Raw genomic sequence first — 17,672 nt, 5'->3', positions numbered from 1 at the left:
CGCGTGGCGAGTAGCGAACGGTTCGGACACGCATCTGTTCGCTACTCGCCCTCATCAACCCGTATTTCTCAACCCCGCCGAAATCCCGTTGATCGTCAGCTGAATCCCGCGCAGCACCTGCTCGTCCGGGTTCTGCGCGCGGTGCTCTTTCAGCAGCTCGACCTGCACATGGTTGAGCGGATCGAGATAGGGGAAGCGGTGGCGCACCGAGCGCTCCAGCAGCGGATTGCCCTGGAGCAGACGGTCCTGGCCCATGATGTCCAAGAGGGTCTCGATGCAGGAATGCCATTCGCGGCGGATGCGACCGAAGATCTTTTCGCGCAGTGCTTCATCCGGCACGAGCTCGGCATAGCGCGAGGCGATTGCGATCGAGCTTTTCGCAAGCACCATGTCCATGTTCGACAACAGCATGCGGAAGAACGGCCATTCCCGGTAGAGCTCTTTGAGGAACGGCATGCCCTTGTCGGGATGCTCCGCGATCCACTGCTCGACCGCGCTGCCAAAACCGTACCAGCCCGGCAGCATCAGGCGGCATTGCGCCCAGGAGAACACCCAGGGAATCGCGCGAAGGTCCTCGATCGCCCGGGTCTTCTTGCGCGAGGCCGGGCGGCTGCCGATGTTGAGCGTCGCGATCTCGTTGATGACGGTTGATGCCCAGAAGTAATCGACGAAGCCGTCGGTCTCGTAGACGAGACCGCGATAGGCCTTGAAGGCGAGACTTGAAAGCTCGTCCATCGCGGTCAGATATTCGCGGCGCGGCGCGCTCTGGCGCGGATGCAACAGGCTTGCTTCCAGCGTCGCCGCGGCAAGGATTTCCAGATTGTTGCGGCCAACTTCGGCGTTGGAATACTTTGACGAGATGATCTCGCCCTGCTCGGTGATGCGGATCTGGCCGTTCACGGCGCCGCCGGGCTGGGCGATGATGGCATCATAGCTCGGACCGCCGCCGCGGCCGACCGAGCCGCCGCGACCGTGGAACAGGCGCAGCCGCACGCCGTGGCGCTCGAACACGTCGACGAGGCCGATCTCGGCCTTGTAGAGCTCCCAGCCCGAGGTGACGAAGCCGCCATCCTTGTTCGAGTCGGAATAGCCGAGCATGACCTCCTGCACGCTGCCGCGGCTGTCCACCAACCGTCGGTAATCGTGCAGCGACAGCATGCGGTCCATGATGCTGGATGACGCCTGCAAATCCTCGATAGTTTCGAACAGCGGCACGACGTTGATCGCACTGCGCCCGGAGGGATGGACGAGGCCGACCTCCTTGAGCAGCACCGCGACCTCGAGCATGTCGGACATGCCCTTGCACATCGAGATGATGCATTGGGGAATGGCGTCCGAGCCGAACTTCGCATGCGCCTCCGCGGCGGCATGGAACACATTGAGCTCGCCCATCGTCTCGTCGCTGTACTTGACGAACGGCGACACCAGCGAGCGCGTTGAGCGCAGCTCGTTGGTGAGCAGCGAGATGCGCGCCTCCTCGCCAAGCGCGAGGTAGGACATGCCGGGGTTGGCGGCGTCCATCAGCTCGGCGATGGTGCGCTCGTGCACCGCCGAGTTCTGGCGGATATCGAGCCGCGCCAGATGGAAGCCAAAACAGTCCACCGCGCGGCGCAGCAGCCGCAGCCGGCCGCGGGCGATGACGCGGGCGTTGTTGGAGATCAGCGAGCGGTGCAGCACGTCGAGATCGGCCTTGAGCTCCCTGACGCTGTCATACGGCGCGCCCTTGCCCACCGGCCGGCGCGTGATTTCGACCTCGAGCTTTTCGGCCGTGGCCGTCAACCGCGCATAGATGCCTGACACCGAGAGGCGATAGGGCTCGCCGCTCCGGTGCGGCGATGTATCGGGCGAGCGCTCGGCCAGCGTCCGCAGCTCCTCGGAGACGTCGGCGAGATGCGCAGCGATCGACAGCTCCGAGCCGAGCACATGCAGCTCTTCGAGATAGAACTGCATGACGCGGCTCGACTGCAGCCGCAGCGTACCGCGCATCACGTCGGCGGTGACGAAGGGATTGCCGTCGCGGTCGCCGCCGATCCAGCTTCCCATCCGCAGGAACGAGGCGAGTTCGCCGGCTGCCTGCTCGCCGCCCTCCTCCAGCCGGTCCTCCAGCGCGTTGACCAGCCGCGGCACCTCGCGCAAGAACGTGTAATCGTAGAACGACAAGCCGTTGGCGACCTCGTCGAGCACCGTGAGCTTGGTCCGGCGCAGCAAATTGGTCTGCCACAGCGTCAGCACCTCGCGGCGGAGCTGCTCGTCGCTGGCGGCGGCCTCATCGGCGGTCAGCGCGACGCGCTCGCGGCGGTCGAGCAGGGCTGCGACCTCCATCTCGCGGTCCATGGTGCTCTTGCGGCGGACCTCGGTCGGATGCGCGGTCAGCACCGGGCTGACGAGCGCGCTCTTGAAGAAATTGCGTAGTGCATCGGCACCGATGCCCGCCGCCCTGGCATGGGCGAGCGTCTCGGCCAGCACGCCGGAGCCGCCACCCTTACCGGCGCGCATCTGGCGGATGTTGTTCTGGTCCTCGGCGATGTTGGCGAGGTGGGAGAAATAGCTGAAGGCGCGGACGATCCGCACGGTCTCCGAGGTCGACATGCTGTCGAGGATCTGCTCGAGCTCGCGGCGGGCCAGCCGGTCCTCGTCGCGGTGAAACCGGATCGAGGTCTGCCTGATACGCTCGACCAGGTCGAACAATTCGGCCCCCTCCTGGTCGCGAACGGTATCGCCCAGGATGCGCCCGAGCAGGCGGATGTCGTCGCGCAGCTGCGTATCCGCCTCCAGCGCCTGGACGTCCTCAGGGCGGTTGGGGCGAAGATCGGTGGCGTCGGATGGTACGGTCTGGAGGGACATGGCTGGCTCCGCTTCTAGAGCACCCTGTGGCTCCCCGGTGGCGACGAGTGTGCAAGTTTTTTGCCGCAGCGCAAGATGAAGTTGGGGGCGGCGCGGCAACGTCATCGATCATCGTGCGCGTCGCTGGCGGGCGCGCGCATATCCGCGGCCTCGCGGCGCAGGCGCCCGAGTTTTGCTGTCCGTTTCGCCCTTATCGAGAAGAAAGGGCGCAGGGAAGGCCGGGCGCCGGCTGGCACCCAGGGTCCGCACGCGAAAAACGCACGCGGGGTGACCCACAGGTGATGCCGGGACATCCCGGCCTTCCCTGCGCAATGGTTTTACGGCTTATGGCGCGCTCTCCCCGGGGAGCGATGCACTATTGCCCCCGTCGCCTTGCGGATGATCGATGCGCGCACCCGGTCGGGCCGCACATCACCGCAAGCCTTGACGCACAGACCCCGGGCGTCAGGACCACACGCTTTTGCCGTCCGCGGACGTCCCTCCCCGGACATCCGGAAGCTCGCGCGTGCTCGCCACCGAAGCCGAAAAGAAACGCTGTGACCGCGCCGGGTCGTTCGCGCAGAGCGCGATGGCTCACAGGCGTAGCCCGCCCTGCCACCTCGTCACGCGCCGGCGCTGCCGCGTCCATCGCATCCCGGCTCACGTATCGTGACGATCGCGAAACGCCCTTTTGGCGGGCCGGGATGTCTTGCGGTTTACCCGAAGAGATAAATTCGGTCAATCAGAATATTTGGGAGCGCCACCCTTGACCTGCATGCGGCGTGTTTTGCCCGTCGGGCAACGCGGGGAATTGTGTGCGCAGCACCAGCGATGCGCTCTCTCATCGCAGCGCAGAGCGCCGAGGATGGATAGAACGCCAGCGATACCCATCAATCCGTTCGCCGATGACGAAGCATGGGTTTCGCAAGGGCTCTACCCATCTCACGAGCTCAGTCGTTCGGGCTAAACCCGGTTGCTTGCACGATCCCTTTCCATCGAGCCGATTCCGATGCGAGTAGTTGTGCAAAGTTGTCCATTGAGATCGAGTCGATCTCGACTGATAATTTTGCCAGGCTGCGCTCTATGACACTCGTTCGCAGAGCCGCCTGAATAGCTCCATTGAGGCCTTCAATGATATCTGGCGGTGTCTTGGCCGGAACGAAGAACCCAAACCATGTGACGTCCTTGAGCAAGGGATAGCCGGCTTCTACCATCGTCGGCACATCGGGAAGAAACCGGCTACGGGCTGGACCGGTGGTTGCTAAGGCGCGCAGTTCGCCGGCTTGCACGAGACCTAAGGAACTGTCGATTGGCATGATCGCCGATGCGATCTCGCCCTTGAGGAGGTCTTGGATTGCCGCCCTACCTTGATACGGTACGTGAAGAAACTCGAAGCCTGCCCCGCGTCCCAACGCTGCACCGATTAGGTGCATACTGGTTCCAACTCCTGGCGTGCCATAGGTCGCATCCTTTGCGTTAACACGGCACCACGAGACGAAATCGGCAAGCGTCCTCGCCTCCTCTGGCACTCGCGGCCCCACCGTCAAAGCTGCAGCGAACGACGCAACGGTCGACACTGGGGCAAAATCCTGAGGCTCGTATCTCAGCTTCTTGTGGGTATGAGGAAAGAGCGTGAGGAAACCAGTCGGCGCGAACAGAACGACCGATCCATCCGGGGGAGCGGCTTTCACGGCTTCCACGGCGACACGACCACTCGCGCCTGGTCGAGGTTCGACGACGATCGACGTTGCATAGGTCTTCATCTGTTCCGCAAGGAGCCTCGCGACAGAATCAGGCAACCCGGCTGTGAAGCCTGTTAGGATATGCGCCGTTTTCACACGCGGTTCGGCAATGATTTGCGGCACGGGACCAGCGACGGAGAAAGCGACACCGGCCGCCGACGCTATCAAAAAGTCACGACGCGTCCCCATAAGCCGCCTCCCGTGGCTCCCCTATTTCCGCAACGTGTTCTCAGCACAAGGCCAGACATTCGATTTCGGATGCCTCATCAATCAAAGCGTGCATCACGCAGACATTTCTGTCCAATTCTGATATGTGATGGTTCGATAACCGATTTGGCAGGTTCGTGGTCATGTCGTTGGTCGATCGCATTCGGCGCCGCCTGAAGCTGCGCGAGCTCCGTATTCTGCTCACGGTCGTGGAGCGCGGAAGCATGGGAAAGGCTGCGGCAGAGCTGGCGATCTCGCAGCCCGCCGTATCGAAGGCAATCACCGACTTGGAACACACGTTCGGACTTCGTTTGCTCGACCGCAGCCGAGGCGGGATCGAGCCGACGGCATACGGCCGCGCACTGGTCGCGCGAGGCCGAGTGATTTTCGACGAACTCAAGCAGGGCGTCGACGAAATCGCATTTCTCGCCGACCCGTCTGTGGGAGAGTTGCACATCGGCAGTACTGAGAGTATTGCGGCCGGTCTCTTGCCGGCAGTCATCGAGCGCTTCACACGTGAGCAGCCCCGAATTCACTTGGACGTCGCGCAAGCTGTCATTAGCAAACTGCATTATCGTGAGTTGCGTGAGCGCAGCATCGATCTCATGCTGGGTCGCATTCCGACGCCATTCAAGGAAGCCGATCTAAAGGCGGAAGTCGTGTATGACGACCAGGTCGTCGTGGTAGCCGGCCGTCAGAGCAAATGGGCACGGATGCGTAAACTCAAGCTTGCCGATCTAGTCGGCGAGCGTTGGATTCTGCCTCCCGCGGATACCATGCACGGGTCACTCACCGCCGAGTTGTTCCGCGCGAGTAGTACAGAGTTGCCACGTGCGCCCATTACGACGCTCTCAATGCATCTGTGCTGTCGACTGGCTGCCAGTGCACAATTTGTGACGATGCTTCCAACATCGATTCTTCGCTTTGGCAACCATGGCGGCTCTCTCAAGGTACTTCCAATTCGACTTCCCGCGCAGCCGCGGCCTGTCGCAATTGTGACACTCAAGAATCGCGCGCTCAGCCCAGCCGCAAAGCTCTTTATCGAGTGCGTTCGTCGAACTGCGAGATAGGAAGGGTTCAATATCCTGAGTGCAACGCGGGGAATTGTGTGCGGAAGGCAATTGAGCGCACCCCGCCTCGCTAGATGGGGCGACGATGCACGGATCATCAGACCGTATCCTAAGGCAGCCGGATAGCCGCTAACTGTTGCGAATCGCGCCTGCCATGACTCCCGCCAGTAGGATGGGCTGAGCCCTTGCGAAACCCATCATCCTTCGTCACCGGCGGGCGGATTGATGCGTTTCGCTCTACCCATTCTACGAGCTATGAGCTGAGCAAGCGCCTCATCCTTCGAGACGACCGCTTCGCGGTCTCCTCAGGATGAGGCTGAGCTACGTCGGGTTTCGTTGAAACTGCAACCACGTGTTCCCCCCTCATCCTGAGGGCCCGCCAACGGCGGGCGTCTCGAAGGATGGGCCGCGGGGAAGCCCCTCAAATGCGATAGCCCTACCCAAAGCCGGGCGACTTCCGCTCTGCAGCCGGAGGCCGACATTGACGGGTCCACGCCTTAAGCCGGCACGATCACCTTGCCGATCGGCCAGAGCGCGATGCCCGCGAGCTTCAAATGGGCCCAGGCGAAGGGAATGCCGATGATGGTGATCGCGAGGGCCAGGGCGGTGAGGACATGGCCGAGCGCCAGCCACCAGCCGGCCAGCAGAAACCAGATGATGTTGCCGATCACCCCGAGCGGGCCGGTGCCGATATCGCTCATTCCGGTGACCTCGTCGCGGCTGACCGCCTTCGAACCGAACGGCAGCAGCGTGTAGACGGCGATGTTGAACGCCGCCCGCGCCCACGGCAGGCCGATGATGGTGATGGCCATGATAACGGCAGCGATCAGCCAGCCGACCGCCATCCAGGCGCCGCCGATGAGGATCCAGAGCAGGTTGAGCAGGATGGAAACAGGGGCCATGGGATGATCCGGAGGTCGATGATCCCGTTAGTATAGCATGACCGGTGGTCCGTGACGCCACTCAGGTCGTTGGCCATTCTTGTAGCCGCTAGATCTTCCGCCCCGCCTGCTCCCAATAGGGATCGCGCAGGCGGCGCTTGAAGATCTTGCCGGAATCTTCGCGCGGCAGTCCGGCGCGGATCTCGATGTGTTTTGGGACTTTGTAATCCGCGAGCGACGCCTTCAGGCGCTTACGAATGTCGCTGGCGTCCAGCGTGATGCCCGCCTGCGGCTCGACCACGGCCATCAACGCCTCGCCGAACTCGGCATCGGGGATGCCGAACACCGCGCAATCATGCACGCCGGGCACGGCATGCAGCACGGATTCGATCTCGGCCGGATAGATGTTGACGCCGCCCGAGATCACCATGTCGCGCTTGCGGTCGCAGATGAAGACGTAGCCCTCTTCGTCGATATAGCCGACGTCGCCCGAGGTGATGAAGCCGTCCCGATCGATCTCGGCGCGCTTCTCCGGCTTGTTGTGATAGGTGAAGTCGGCCGTCCCGGCCATGCGTGAGTAGATCTCGCCGATCCCGCCCACGCCCAGCACGCGGCCGTCATCGCCGATGAAGCGCAGTTCGGCGCCCGGCGAAATCTTGCCGACGGTGCCGGGCTTCCTCAGCGCATCCTCGGAGGTCGCGAAGGTGACGGCGCTGGATTCGGTCGAGCCGTAGAATTCGTAGATCACCGGCCCCCACCACTCGATCATGGCGCGCTTGACGTCCGCCGGGCATGGCGCGGCCGCGTGGATGATGTGGCGCAGCGAGGAGACATCGTATTTCTTGCGCACCTCCTCCGGCAGCTTCATCAGGCGGATGAACATGGTCGGCACCATGAAGATGGTGTCGATTTCAAAGCGCTCGATCAGCTGCAAAAACTCTTCCGGCTCGAAGCGCGGCATCAGCACCAGCGCGCCGCCGAGCTTGCCGGCGCGGATGCCGAACGAGTTCGGCGCGGAATGATAGAGCGGGCCCGGCAGGATCGTGCGGGCGCCGGGCTTCAGCCCGTAGATCATCGCGCGCATGCGCTCGCCGGCCGCCGCCTGTTCCGGCGTCGGCGCGTTGCGTCGTACGCCCTTGGGATGGCCTGTCGTCCCCGAAGTGTAGATCATGTTCATGGGCTGCGGCACGATCGGGCCGTCATAGGGCTGGCGCTGCGCGACCCAGGATTCGAAATCGATCGCGAAATCCGGCGTCTTCAGATGATCGGGATCGATCTTGTAGTTGGCCAGAATCTCCGGCGGCGTCGGCACGCTGAGCACGGTGACGCCTTTCGGAATGGCGTCGCGCAAGGCATGCAGCATGTCGGCATGCCCGATCAGCACGGACGTGCCAGTATCCGCGAGGATGTAGTCGATCTCCTCCGGCTTGAAGTGCCAGTTGATCGGCACCCCATAGGCGCCCAGCCGCATCGCGGCATAGGCGGCCTCGAGGAAGGCAATGTCGTTGCGCATCAGCATGCAGACGCAATCGCCCTGCTTGACGCCGATCTGGCTGAGGCCGGCGGCGATCCGATCGGCGCGGCCTGCGACCTCGGCATGGGAACGGCGGCGGTCGCCGGAGACGATGCCGAGGAAATTTGACGTTTCGCTCATTTGTTTTTCTTTATGTTTGACGTTGTCCCTCATGGTGAGGAGGCGCGCAGCGCTGTCTCGAACCATGAGACCCCGTGGCCCATCCCTCGAGACGCCGCTTCGCGGCTCCTCGGGATGAGGTCTGCCTCAGTCCGCAAACTTCGGCGCGCGCTTCTCCAGATTGGCACGCACCGCTTCGGTCTGGTTCGCGCTGCCGATCAGCTTCTGCTGCTCGACGGACTCGGCGAGCAGCGCGGGGCCCGGATCGACCGAGAGATTGTTGAGCAGGCGTTTTGCGGCGCGGATTGCATCGGGGCTCTTGCCGGCGATCTCGCGCGCGACTTCGAGCGCGGCAGCGCGCGGGTCGTCGCAGATGCGCGTGGCGAGACCATAAGCCATCGCCTCCTGCGCGGAGAAGATGCGGCCGGTGTAGGTGAGATCGCGCAAAATGTCGTCGCGCACGAGCGAAGCCAGGATCGGCGTGCCCGCCATGTCGGGCACCAGACCCCATTTGATTTCCATCACCGACATCCGTGCGTCGGGGGTGAGGAAGCGCATGTCGGCACCGAGCGCGAGCTGGAAGCCGCCGCCGAAGGCAACGCCCTGGATCGCGGCGATCACGGGGACCGGAAGCTGGCGCCAGCCCCACACCGCCTGCTGCGCAAAGTTCGCCTGGCCGTACGTGCGCGCCGTGAGATCGCGATTTTCGCCACCCGGAATTCCGTTGCCGCCCTTTTCCTTCATGGCGGCAAAACGCCCCATATCAAGGCCAGCGCAGAAGGCGCGGCCCTCGCCGGATAACACGACAACGCGTACGCTCTTGTCCTTTGAAAGCCGGTCCGTTGCGGCCACAAGGGCCTCGAACATGGCTTGATCCAGCGCATTCATCTTGTCCGCGCGCACCAGGCGGACGTCGGCGACGCCTTCCGAGATCGAGATCGAGACGCGCTCTTCCATGGATGATTCTCCCCTGGTTCTTGCCTGTTCTTGTTCGGTGCCGCTTTACAGAAAGACGGCGGCCGGATTTAGTCAATCGACCAATTAACTGACAATCCCTACGAGGGAAACAGCCATGTTCAAGGAAAATCTTCTGGCCGGCCGGAGCATTCTCGTGACCGGCGGCGGGACCGGGCTAGGCAAGTCGATGGCAGCGCGCTTCCTTCAGCTCGGCGCCGAAGTGCACATCTGCGGCCGGCGCAAGATCGTCTGCGACGAGACCGCGACCGAGCTGATGGATCAGTATGGCGGCCGCGTCACCAGCCACGGCGTCGACATTCGCAACGCGCTCGCGGTCGAGGAGATGATCGAGAACATCTTTCGCGATGGCCCCCTCACCGATCTCATCAACAACGCGGCCGGCAATTTCATCTCGCGCAGCGAAGAACTTTCGCCGCGCGGCTTCGACGCGGTCGCCAACATCGTCATGCACGGCACGTTCTATGTGACGCATGCGGTCGGCAAGCGCTGGATCGCCTTGAAGCAGCCCGGCAACGTCGTCTCGATCACCGTGACCTGGGTGCGCAACGGCTCGCCTTACGTGGTGCCGTCGGCGATGAGCAAGTCGGCCATCCACGCCATGACGATGTCGCTCGCCACCGAATGGGGCAGATACGGCATCCGCCTCAACACCATCGCGCCGGGCGAGATTCCGACCGAAGGCATGAGCAAGCGCATCAAGCCCGGCGACGAGGCCGGCGCGCGCACCAAGGCGATGAACCCGATGGGCCGCGTCGGCACCATGGAGGAGCTGCAGAATCTCGCAGTGTTTTTGATTTCCGGCGGCTGCGACTGGATCACAGGCGAGACGATTGCCATGGACGGCGCCCAGGCGCTCGCAATGGGCGGCAATTTCTACCAGCTCCGCGACTGGAGCGACGACGACTGGACCAATGCGCGGGACTCGATCAAGGCACAGAACGAGAAGGACCGGGCGAAGAGAGGATGATCGCGTGCCCCGGACGCAGCGCAGCGCGCCGCACTTGCGGCGTGATGCGCTGCTGAGCCGGGGCCTATCTCTCGCAGCATGCTGAATCAGAATGGGTCCCGGCTCAGCGCCGCACCACTTCGTGCTGCGCCGCGTCCGGGACACGAAATCGCGGTTGCCCTCCCGCCATCTTGTCTTTGCCGGCGGATGACGCCACACTCCGCGCTATAAAAACAAGACGTCACGGGAGAAACATGCCCACCACACAGCCATTGACTGATCTCGCCGACATGGTGCGCGAGCGCGCGACGAGCCGCGGCAACGCCACCGCCTACGAGTTCGAGGGCCGCGTCACCAGCTTTGCCGAATTCGATGTCAAGACCAATCGCGTCGCCAATGCGCTGATCGCGATGGGTGTGAACAAGGGCGAGCGGATCGCCTATCTCGGCAAGAACAGCGATATCTATTTCAAGCTGCTGATGGGCGCGATGAAGGCCGGCGTCGTGATGGCGCCGGTGAACTGGCGGCTCGCAGGCCCCGAGGTCGCCTTCATCGTTAGCGACTGCAAGGCCCCGGTGCTGTTCGTGGGACCGGAGTTCATCGCTCAGGTCAGCCAGATCAAGGACGAGCTGCCGGGGGTGCGCACCGTCATCACCACCGAAGGCGGCGCGCCGGAGTGGCCTGATTATACAGCCTGGCGCGATGCACAGAGCGGCGGCGATCCCGGAGTACCGATCGATACCAGGGATATCGCCATCCAGCTCTATACGTCCGGCACGACGGGCAAGCCGAAGGGCGCGATGCTGTCGCATGCCAACTTCCTCAACCTGGTGCAAACAGGCAATGCCGAGGACAAGCCGGAGTGGAACCGGTGGTCGACCGACGACGTGTCGCTGGTCGCGATGCCGATCTTCCACATCGGCGGCTCCGGCTGGGGCGTGATGGGGCTCTATCACGGCGCCCGCGGCGTGATTGCGCGCGAGTTCGATCCGACCAAAGTGCTGGATTTCTTCGAACAGTCCGGCATCACAAAACTGTTCATGGTGCCGGCGGCGATGCAGTTCGTGGTGCGGCAGCCACGCGCCAGGACGGTCGATTTCTCGCGGTTGAAATACATGCTGTACGGTGCCTCCCCGATACCCGCGGCGCTGCTGAAGGAGTGCATCGAGATCTTCAAATGCGGTTTCGTGCAGATGTACGGTATGACCGAGACCACTGGCACCATCGTCGCGCTGCCGCCTGAAGACCACGTCGAGGGACTGGAGCGGATGCGCTCGGCCGGCAAGGCGCTGCCGGGCATCGAGATCGCGATCCTTGATGTCGAAGGCAAGCCGCTGCCGCCGCGCGAAGTCGGCGAGATCGCGACGCGCTCGGGCTCCAACATGGCCGGCTACTGGAATTTGCCGGAAGCGACCGCCGCGACTTTGCGCTCCGACGGCTGGCTGCGCACCGGCGACGCCGGCTACATGGACGAAGACGGCTATCTCTACATCCACGACCGCATCAAGGACATGATCATCTCCGGCGGCGAAAACATCTATCCCGCCGAGGTCGAGAGCGCGCTGTGCGATCATCCCGATGTCGCAGAAGCTGCCGTGATCGGCATACCCGACGACAAATGGGGCGAAGCGGTGAAGGCCGTCGTGGTGATGAAGCCGGGCAAGCAGGCGACCGAAATCGACATCATCAACTTCACCCGCGAGCGCATCGCCGGGTTCAAGACGCCGAAGAGCGTCGAGTTTTTGCCGGCGGTGCCGCGAAATCCAAGCGGCAAGATCTTGCGGCGGCAATTGCGCGAGCCGTATTGGGCGGGGAAGGACCGGCGGGTGAATTGATCGGCGGTGCGAGGAGCGAAGCGAGGAAGCTGGATTGCTTCGCTCCGCTCGCAATGACGATCAGTGCTTTCCCGGCCCCATATACCCGAACAGGAATCCGGCCACCTTCCGGATCTGGATTTCCTCGCTGCCCTCGGTGATGCGGTAGCGGCGGTGGTGGCGGTAGATGTGCTCGAACGGCTTGTGGCGTGAATAGCCCATGCCGCCGTGGACCTGCATGGCGCGGTCGGCGGATTCGCAAGCGAGGCGGTTTGCCCAGTAGTTGCACATCGAGACGCGGTCGGAGAGCGTGCGCTCGATCTGCTCCTCGGTGAGCTTGTCCATCTCCCAGGCGGTCTTGCGGATCAACAGGCGCAGCATCTCGGCCTGGGTCGCCAGCTCGACCAGCGGGAACTGGATCGCCTGATTTTCGGCCAGCGCCTTGCCGAACGGTTTTCGCTCGCGCGCATATTTCACGCTCTCGTTGATGCAATAGACGGCGGCTCCGAGCGAACTCGCGGCCTGGCGGATTCGGTTCTGGTGCACGAAACACTGCGCCAGCGACAGGCCGCGACCGACCTCGCCGAACAGCGCGTCCTCGGGCACGAACACGTCGGTGAAGCTGACGCGGGGATGATCGGTCGGCATGTTGAACGTCCACATGTACTCTTCGATCTTCACGCCGTGGCTCTTGGCCGGCACCAGGAAGCAGGTGATGCCGCGCGCATCGCCGTCATTACCGCTAGTGCGCACGAACAGCGCGCAGTGCGTGGCGACATGCATGCCGGTGGTCCACATCTTCTCGCCGTTGATGATCCAGCCCTTGACGTTGTCGCGGGTCGCAGGCACCGCGCGCGTTTCCATGTGGGTGGCGTCGGAGCCATGATTTGGCTCGGTCAGCCCGAAGGTGATGCGGTACTTGCCCTTGATCGAGCCGTCGATCATCGCCTTCTGGTCGTCGCGGCCGTAGCGGTCGAGCATGGTGGCGACAGGAAAATTGCCGACGATGGAATGCTCGTTCTGGAGGTCGTTGTGCAGGCCGAGCCCCTTCGCGGCAAAGTGCTCGCGGATCACGGCCATCCAGAGGTTGGAGCCATCCTTGCCGCCATATTGCTTCGGCACCGGAAAACGCAGATGGCCGGCGGCGTCCGCGAGATCCTTGGCCTTGCGCAGCAGCGCTTCCCATTCGTGGCGCGGCAGGCCGCCATTTTCGAAATCGGTGCGCGCCCATTCGCGGCGATGATCGAAGAAGCGGATGTTGTCGTCGGCCGCCTCCAGCGGCTTGATCTCGCGTTCGATGAATTGGTCAAGCTCTCCGAGATAGGCGACGAGATCGGCAGGCAATGAGAAATCCACGGTTCTCTCCCGGATGATTTTTTTCGTTTTGCGTTAAGGCGCTATGCGCGATTTTCTTCCCGCGATTAAGGTGAGAAGAGTGTGCTCAAGTCAAGCAAGCCGAGGCGTGTGAGAGGCGCAAGGCGCGCTTGCGCAATTCGATGGTGTTGACGCGCCGCCGCGCGCTACACTGCGCGAAATTCTCTGTCACAGAAAATGCGGGAGCGACCATGGAGCTGAAATTTTCCAAAGTGGAACGCAAGGGACCGATCACGATCGTCACGCTGTCGCGGCCCGAGGTCTACAACGCGCTTCACACCGATGCGCATTTCGAGCTCCAAACGGTGTTCGACCATTTCTGCGCCGATGCCGAGCAGTGGGTCGCGATCGTCACCGGCGCCGGCGACAAGGCATTCTGCGCCGGCAACGACCTGAAGTGGCAGGCGGCAGGTGGCAAGCGCGGCTGGGACAAGGGCGGGTTTGCCGGCCTCACCGCGCGCTTCGACTGCGACAAGCCGATCGTCGCCGCCGTCAACGGTGTCGCCATGGGCGGTGGTTTCGAGATCGCGCTCGCCTGCGATCTCATCATCGCCTCCGAGAATGCGACCTTCGCCCTGCCCGAGCCACGCGTCGGCCTTGCCGCCCTCGCCGGCGGCCTGCACCGGCTGCCGCGGCAGATCGGCTTGAAGCGCGCCATGGGCATGATCCTCACCGCGCGCCATGTCAGCGCCAAGGAAGGCCTCGAGCTCGGCTTCGTCAACGAGGTGGTGCCGCAGGGCGAGGCGCTGACGGCCGCGCTGCGCTGGGCCGAGATGATCACCAAGAATTCGCCGATGTCGATCCGCGCGTCGAAGCAGACCATCCAGAAGGGCCTTGGCGTGTCGCTGGAGCAGGCGATCGAGGAGCAGCGGGAGTACCCGGCGGTGAAGGCGATGGCGGCGTCACAGGACTACATCGAGGGCCCGAAGGCGTTTGCGGAGAAGCGGCCGCCGAAATGGGTGGGGAAGTAGACGGTCCCCTCCCCGTCATTGCGAGCGCAGCGAAGCAATCCAGAATCTCACCGCCGTGGCAGTCTGGATTGCTTCGTCGCAAGGGCTCCTCGCAATGACGAAGGATGAATCGCACCTAACCGCCGCCTCGCGACAGCTCCCGCTTATAGGATGCATAATTCGGCTGGTCGACCGCAAGCTTGTCCATCGTCGTCTGCCAGAGGTGTTCTGCCAACCCCGGTGTTGCGAGATCCACCTCGCTTTTCGCGATACGGTCGGCTAGCGCGCGGTTGAGCTCCGTCACCGTGCCGTCCGCGCCGAGCAGCGCGCGCAACCGCTCGACCTCCGCAGCATCGCTCCCCTCCCCCTGCGTCAGCTGCCGTGTCACGAGATCGAGGATGTTGACGGCGACCCGCAGCTTGAAGGCGGGGTGGCCGGAGATCAACGGCGCGATGTCGTTGCGAAGGAAATCGGCGACCGATTTGGTCAGCTCGATCGGGGTCGGTTCGTCCTGCATGGTCAACTCCCCCGCGGCGCGAGCAGCCGCAACAGATCGATTTCGGTCTCGGAGGCGCGGCGGCCGATCATGGCGCGTTCCATCGAATGGTCCGGGCCTTCGCGAAACCGCTGCATCATGCCGCCGCACATGATGCCCCAGCGCAGCGTGCCCATCACTTCCCAGAACTTGACCCGCTCAGGATCGCATTTGCGCCCCGCGGCCTCATAACCGGCGAACAGCTCTTCGCGCGAGCCAAACCCGCCGACGGGCTTGTCGATCTCGCCGAAACGCCATGAGTTGACGCAGACCCAGCCGAGATCCTCCATGGGATCGCCGAGATGGGCGAGCTCCCAGTCGAGCACCGCGCGCACGCCGTCGGCACCGATGATGAGATTGCCGTTGCGGAAATCACCGTGTACCAGCGTTTCTTCGGCGGACGGACCGGGGTCGTGGTCGCGCAGCCAGCGCAGCGCCAGCTCGAACACGGGCTTGGGCCAGTTCAAGCTGCGATAGTCGCGCTCGAACTCGCCGATCTCCTTCGTGGCGCTCATGTGCCGCAGCTCGGGCAGCTTCGAAAGGGGCAGCTTATGGAGTCCGGCCAGCACCCCGCCGATCTGCCGCGCGACGCGCGGTCGCGCCGCGGCGAATTCATCATCGCGAAGAATCTTGCGCGCGATGGTCTCGCCCTCGACCCGCTGCATGATGAAGCCGGTGCCGAGATCGTCGTCCGGCACCAGCACATGCATGACGCGCGGCGACGGCACGCCGGCCTCGAATGCGAGCTGCATCAGCGTTGCTTCGGCAGCGAGGCCGGCTGCACGCGTCGGTGCAGCACCATAGCCGTTCGGTGCGCGGCGCAGAATCGCGCCGATCGACCCATCCGGATGTACGATATCGAAGCGCCAGGTTTCCTGACTGGCGCCGCCGGACAGCCTTGCCACTCCGGCGACACCCGTCGCGCCCGGGTACCAGCGCTGAACGCTGCGGGAGAGTTCGGCCTCGATCATTTGCCTTTGAACTGCGCCGGGCGCTTCTCCAGGAACGCACCGACGCCTTCACGGAAGTCCTGCGTATCGCCGGCGCGGAGCTGGCACTGGAATTCGAGATTGAGCTGATCCTCGAAGGAATTTTCCGGGCTGTCCCAGTAGAGCTTGCGGATCAGCGACAGCGCGACCGTCGGGCCGCTGGCGAGCTCGCGCGCGAGCTTCATCGCCTCCTCCATCAGCGCGCCGTCATCATAGACGCGGTTGACGAGGCCCCATTCCAGCGCCTTATCGGCCGGGAGCCGTTCACCCATCAGCGACAATTCGATCGAGCGGGCCTTGCCGATCAGCCGCGGCAGCAGCCAGGTCGAGCCGCAATCCGGCACGAGGCCGATACGGCGGAAGGCTTGCAGGAAATAGGACGAGCGCGCGCACAGGATCATGTCGCCGAGCAGCGCGAAGCTCATGCCGGCGCCGGCCGCCGGACCATTGACCGCGGTGACAACAGGACAATGCAGATTGCGGATGCGGCGCAGGAACGGGTGGAAGCCGGTCTCCAGCGTCAGGCCGGCCTTGGTCTTCTTCGACTGGTTGTTGCGGCCCTGGAGATTCGCGCCGGTGCAGAATGCGCGGCCCGCGCCGGTCAGCACGACGCAACGCACCTCGTCCTTCTTCTCCTCGATCACGTCGAGCGCATCTGCGAGACCGCCCAGCATGTCCACGGAGACCGCGTTCATCACCTCCTGATGGTCGAGCTTGAGGATCGCGACCGAACCATCGAGATCGAGCGTGACGTGTTTGAACTGCATGGTTTCCTCGTACGTTGCGGCCTGTGTCAATTTCGCAGACCGGAATTGCTTGCCGGGGCGCATATTTGATTTTTGGCGCGGTCTTGTCCATGGTGATCAGAGCATAGCCAGCAATCTTGCGCGCAGCGGCTGATGCGCTCATGCCAAAAACAGGAAACGCGCCATGGACCTTTTCGACCTCTCGGGCCGCGTGGCCGTGATCACCGGCGGCAATGGCGGTATCGGACTCGGCATCGCACAGGCGCTCGCCGGCCAGGGCTGCAACGTCTCGATCTGGGGCCGTAATCCTGACAAGAACAGAAGCGCTGCCGCGAGCCTTGCGGATCTGCCCGGCAAGGTCGACGCGCGGGTCTGCGACGTCACTGACCCGGCCTCGGTCAATGCCGCGATGAAGGCCACGCTCGACATTTTCGGCCGGGTCGACGGCTGCTTCGCCAATGCCGGCATCGGCGGCGGCGGCCGGCGCTCCTTCATCGAGCGCACCGAGGAGGAATGGCGCACGATGTTTGCGACCAATCTCGACGGCGTCTTCCACGCGTTCCAGGCTGCCGCAAGACACATGACCCAGCGCGCCGAGGCCGGCGATCCCTTTGGCCGGCTGGTCGCGACCTCGAGCCTGGCCTCGATCTTCGGCACCGCGCGTAACGAGCATTACGCGGCGACCAAGGCCGCGATCAACGCGCTGGTGCGCGCGCTCGGCGTCGAGCTGGCACGCCACGGCGTCACCGCGAATGCAATCCTGCCCGGCTGGATCAAGAGCGACATGACCGCCGGCATCATGGCCAACGAAAAATTCGTCGCCAACGTGATGCCGCGCATTCCGGTGCGGCGCTTCGGCGAGGCCAGCGATTTCGGCGGCATCGCGGTCTATCTGATGAGCAAGGCCTCGTCCTATCACACCGCGGATACGTTCGTGATCGACGGCGGCTATACAGCGTTTTGAGTTTTTGTCGTGGTGGGCAC

14 protein-coding genes are annotated in these 17,672 nt (G+C 63.6%); 5 read left to right on the top strand and 9 right to left on the bottom strand.

The genetic code is table 11. The features are described 5' to 3' along the window. Positions 1-54: 54 nt before the first annotated feature. On the bottom strand, positions 55-2,844 hold the full coding sequence (ppc, locus tag IVA74_RS28570; protein ID WP_247349795.1) for a phosphoenolpyruvate carboxylase: 2,790 nt from the start codon (positions 2,842-2,844) through the stop codon (positions 55-57). Between the two features lie 929 nt (positions 2,845-3,773). Beyond that, complete coding sequence (locus IVA74_RS28565) at positions 3,774-4,754, bottom strand: tripartite tricarboxylate transporter substrate-binding protein (RefSeq protein ID WP_247349794.1); 981 nt, start codon at positions 4,752-4,754, stop codon at positions 3,774-3,776. 161 nt (positions 4,755-4,915) lie between these two features. Here IVA74_RS28565 and IVA74_RS28560 point away from each other — a divergent pair, with 161 nt between their 5' ends. Further along, a complete protein-coding gene (locus IVA74_RS28560; protein ID WP_247349793.1) occupies positions 4,916-5,842 on the top strand; it encodes a LysR family transcriptional regulator in 927 nt (308 codons plus the stop codon). A gap of 497 nt (positions 5,843-6,339) precedes the next feature. Here the strand turns inward: IVA74_RS28560 and IVA74_RS28555 are convergent, their stop codons facing one another. The 3 genes from IVA74_RS28555 to IVA74_RS28545 all read right to left on the bottom strand — a co-directional run bounded on the left by IVA74_RS28555 (position 6,340) and on the right by IVA74_RS28545 (position 9,313). Continuing rightward, complete coding sequence (locus IVA74_RS28555; RefSeq protein WP_247349792.1) at positions 6,340-6,744, bottom strand: YccF domain-containing protein; 405 nt, start codon at positions 6,742-6,744, stop codon at positions 6,340-6,342. 88 nt (positions 6,745-6,832) lie between these two features. Beyond that, on the bottom strand, positions 6,833-8,377 hold the full coding sequence (locus tag IVA74_RS28550; protein WP_247349791.1) for an acyl-CoA synthetase: 1,545 nt from the start codon (positions 8,375-8,377) through the stop codon (positions 6,833-6,835). 126 nt (positions 8,378-8,503) lie between these two features. After that, positions 8,504-9,313, bottom strand: a complete 810-nt coding sequence (locus IVA74_RS28545; protein WP_247349790.1) for a crotonase/enoyl-CoA hydratase family protein — start codon at positions 9,311-9,313, stop codon at positions 8,504-8,506. Positions 9,314-9,428: 115 nt separating this feature from the next. Between IVA74_RS28545 and IVA74_RS28540 the strand changes: the two genes are divergently transcribed. Both IVA74_RS28540 and IVA74_RS28535 read left to right on the top strand, forming a co-directional pair. Continuing rightward, positions 9,429-10,301: an SDR family oxidoreductase gene (locus IVA74_RS28540; RefSeq protein ID WP_247349789.1), complete on the top strand. Its 873-nt coding sequence runs from the start codon at positions 9,429-9,431 to the stop codon at positions 10,299-10,301. A gap of 233 nt (positions 10,302-10,534) precedes the next feature. Continuing rightward, positions 10,535-12,115 carry a fatty acid--CoA ligase gene (locus IVA74_RS28535; RefSeq protein WP_247349787.1) on the top strand — a complete coding sequence of 527 codons (1,581 nt, stop codon included), beginning with the start codon at positions 10,535-10,537 and terminating at the stop codon, positions 12,113-12,115. Positions 12,116-12,175: 60 nt separating this feature from the next. Here the strand turns inward: IVA74_RS28535 and IVA74_RS28530 are convergent, their stop codons facing one another. After that, positions 12,176-13,450: an acyl-CoA dehydrogenase family protein gene (locus IVA74_RS28530; protein WP_247349785.1), complete on the bottom strand. Its 1,275-nt coding sequence runs from the start codon at positions 13,448-13,450 to the stop codon at positions 12,176-12,178. Positions 13,451-13,659: 209 nt separating this feature from the next. On the opposite strand from IVA74_RS28530, the gene IVA74_RS28525 reads away from it, so the two are divergent. Beyond that, entirely contained in the window at positions 13,660-14,439 is a 780-nt protein-coding gene (locus IVA74_RS28525) for an enoyl-CoA hydratase-related protein (protein ID WP_247349783.1), read from the top strand. Between the two features lie 115 nt (positions 14,440-14,554). Here IVA74_RS28525 and IVA74_RS28520 read toward each other — a convergent pair whose 3' ends face one another. The 3 genes from IVA74_RS28520 to IVA74_RS28510 are packed head-to-tail and all read right to left on the bottom strand — an operon-like array spanning position 14,555 to position 16,709. Next, positions 14,555-14,935 carry a DUF6285 domain-containing protein gene (locus IVA74_RS28520; protein ID WP_247349781.1) on the bottom strand — a complete coding sequence of 127 codons (381 nt, stop codon included), beginning with the start codon at positions 14,933-14,935 and terminating at the stop codon, positions 14,555-14,557. 2 nt (positions 14,936-14,937) lie between these two features. Then, positions 14,938-15,924: a phosphotransferase family protein gene (locus IVA74_RS28515; RefSeq protein WP_247349780.1), complete on the bottom strand. Its 987-nt coding sequence runs from the start codon at positions 15,922-15,924 to the stop codon at positions 14,938-14,940. Beyond that, positions 15,921-16,709 carry an enoyl-CoA hydratase/isomerase gene (locus IVA74_RS28510; protein WP_247349777.1) on the bottom strand — a complete coding sequence of 263 codons (789 nt, stop codon included), beginning with the start codon at positions 16,707-16,709 and terminating at the stop codon, positions 15,921-15,923. The genes IVA74_RS28515 and IVA74_RS28510 overlap by 4 nt, the downstream gene beginning before the upstream one ends. A gap of 163 nt (positions 16,710-16,872) precedes the next feature. On the opposite strand from IVA74_RS28510, the gene IVA74_RS28505 reads away from it, so the two are divergent. Continuing rightward, a complete protein-coding gene (locus IVA74_RS28505) occupies positions 16,873-17,652 on the top strand; it encodes an SDR family oxidoreductase (RefSeq protein ID WP_247349776.1) in 780 nt (259 codons plus the stop codon). The last annotated feature ends 20 nt before the right edge of the window (positions 17,653-17,672 follow it).

Source organism: Bradyrhizobium sp. 132 (assembly GCF_023074185.1).
Lineage (GTDB): Bacteria > Pseudomonadota > Alphaproteobacteria > Rhizobiales > Xanthobacteraceae > Bradyrhizobium.
Note: the sequence above shows the minus strand (reverse complement) of the source record. Positions and strands in the feature narration are given on the sequence as shown.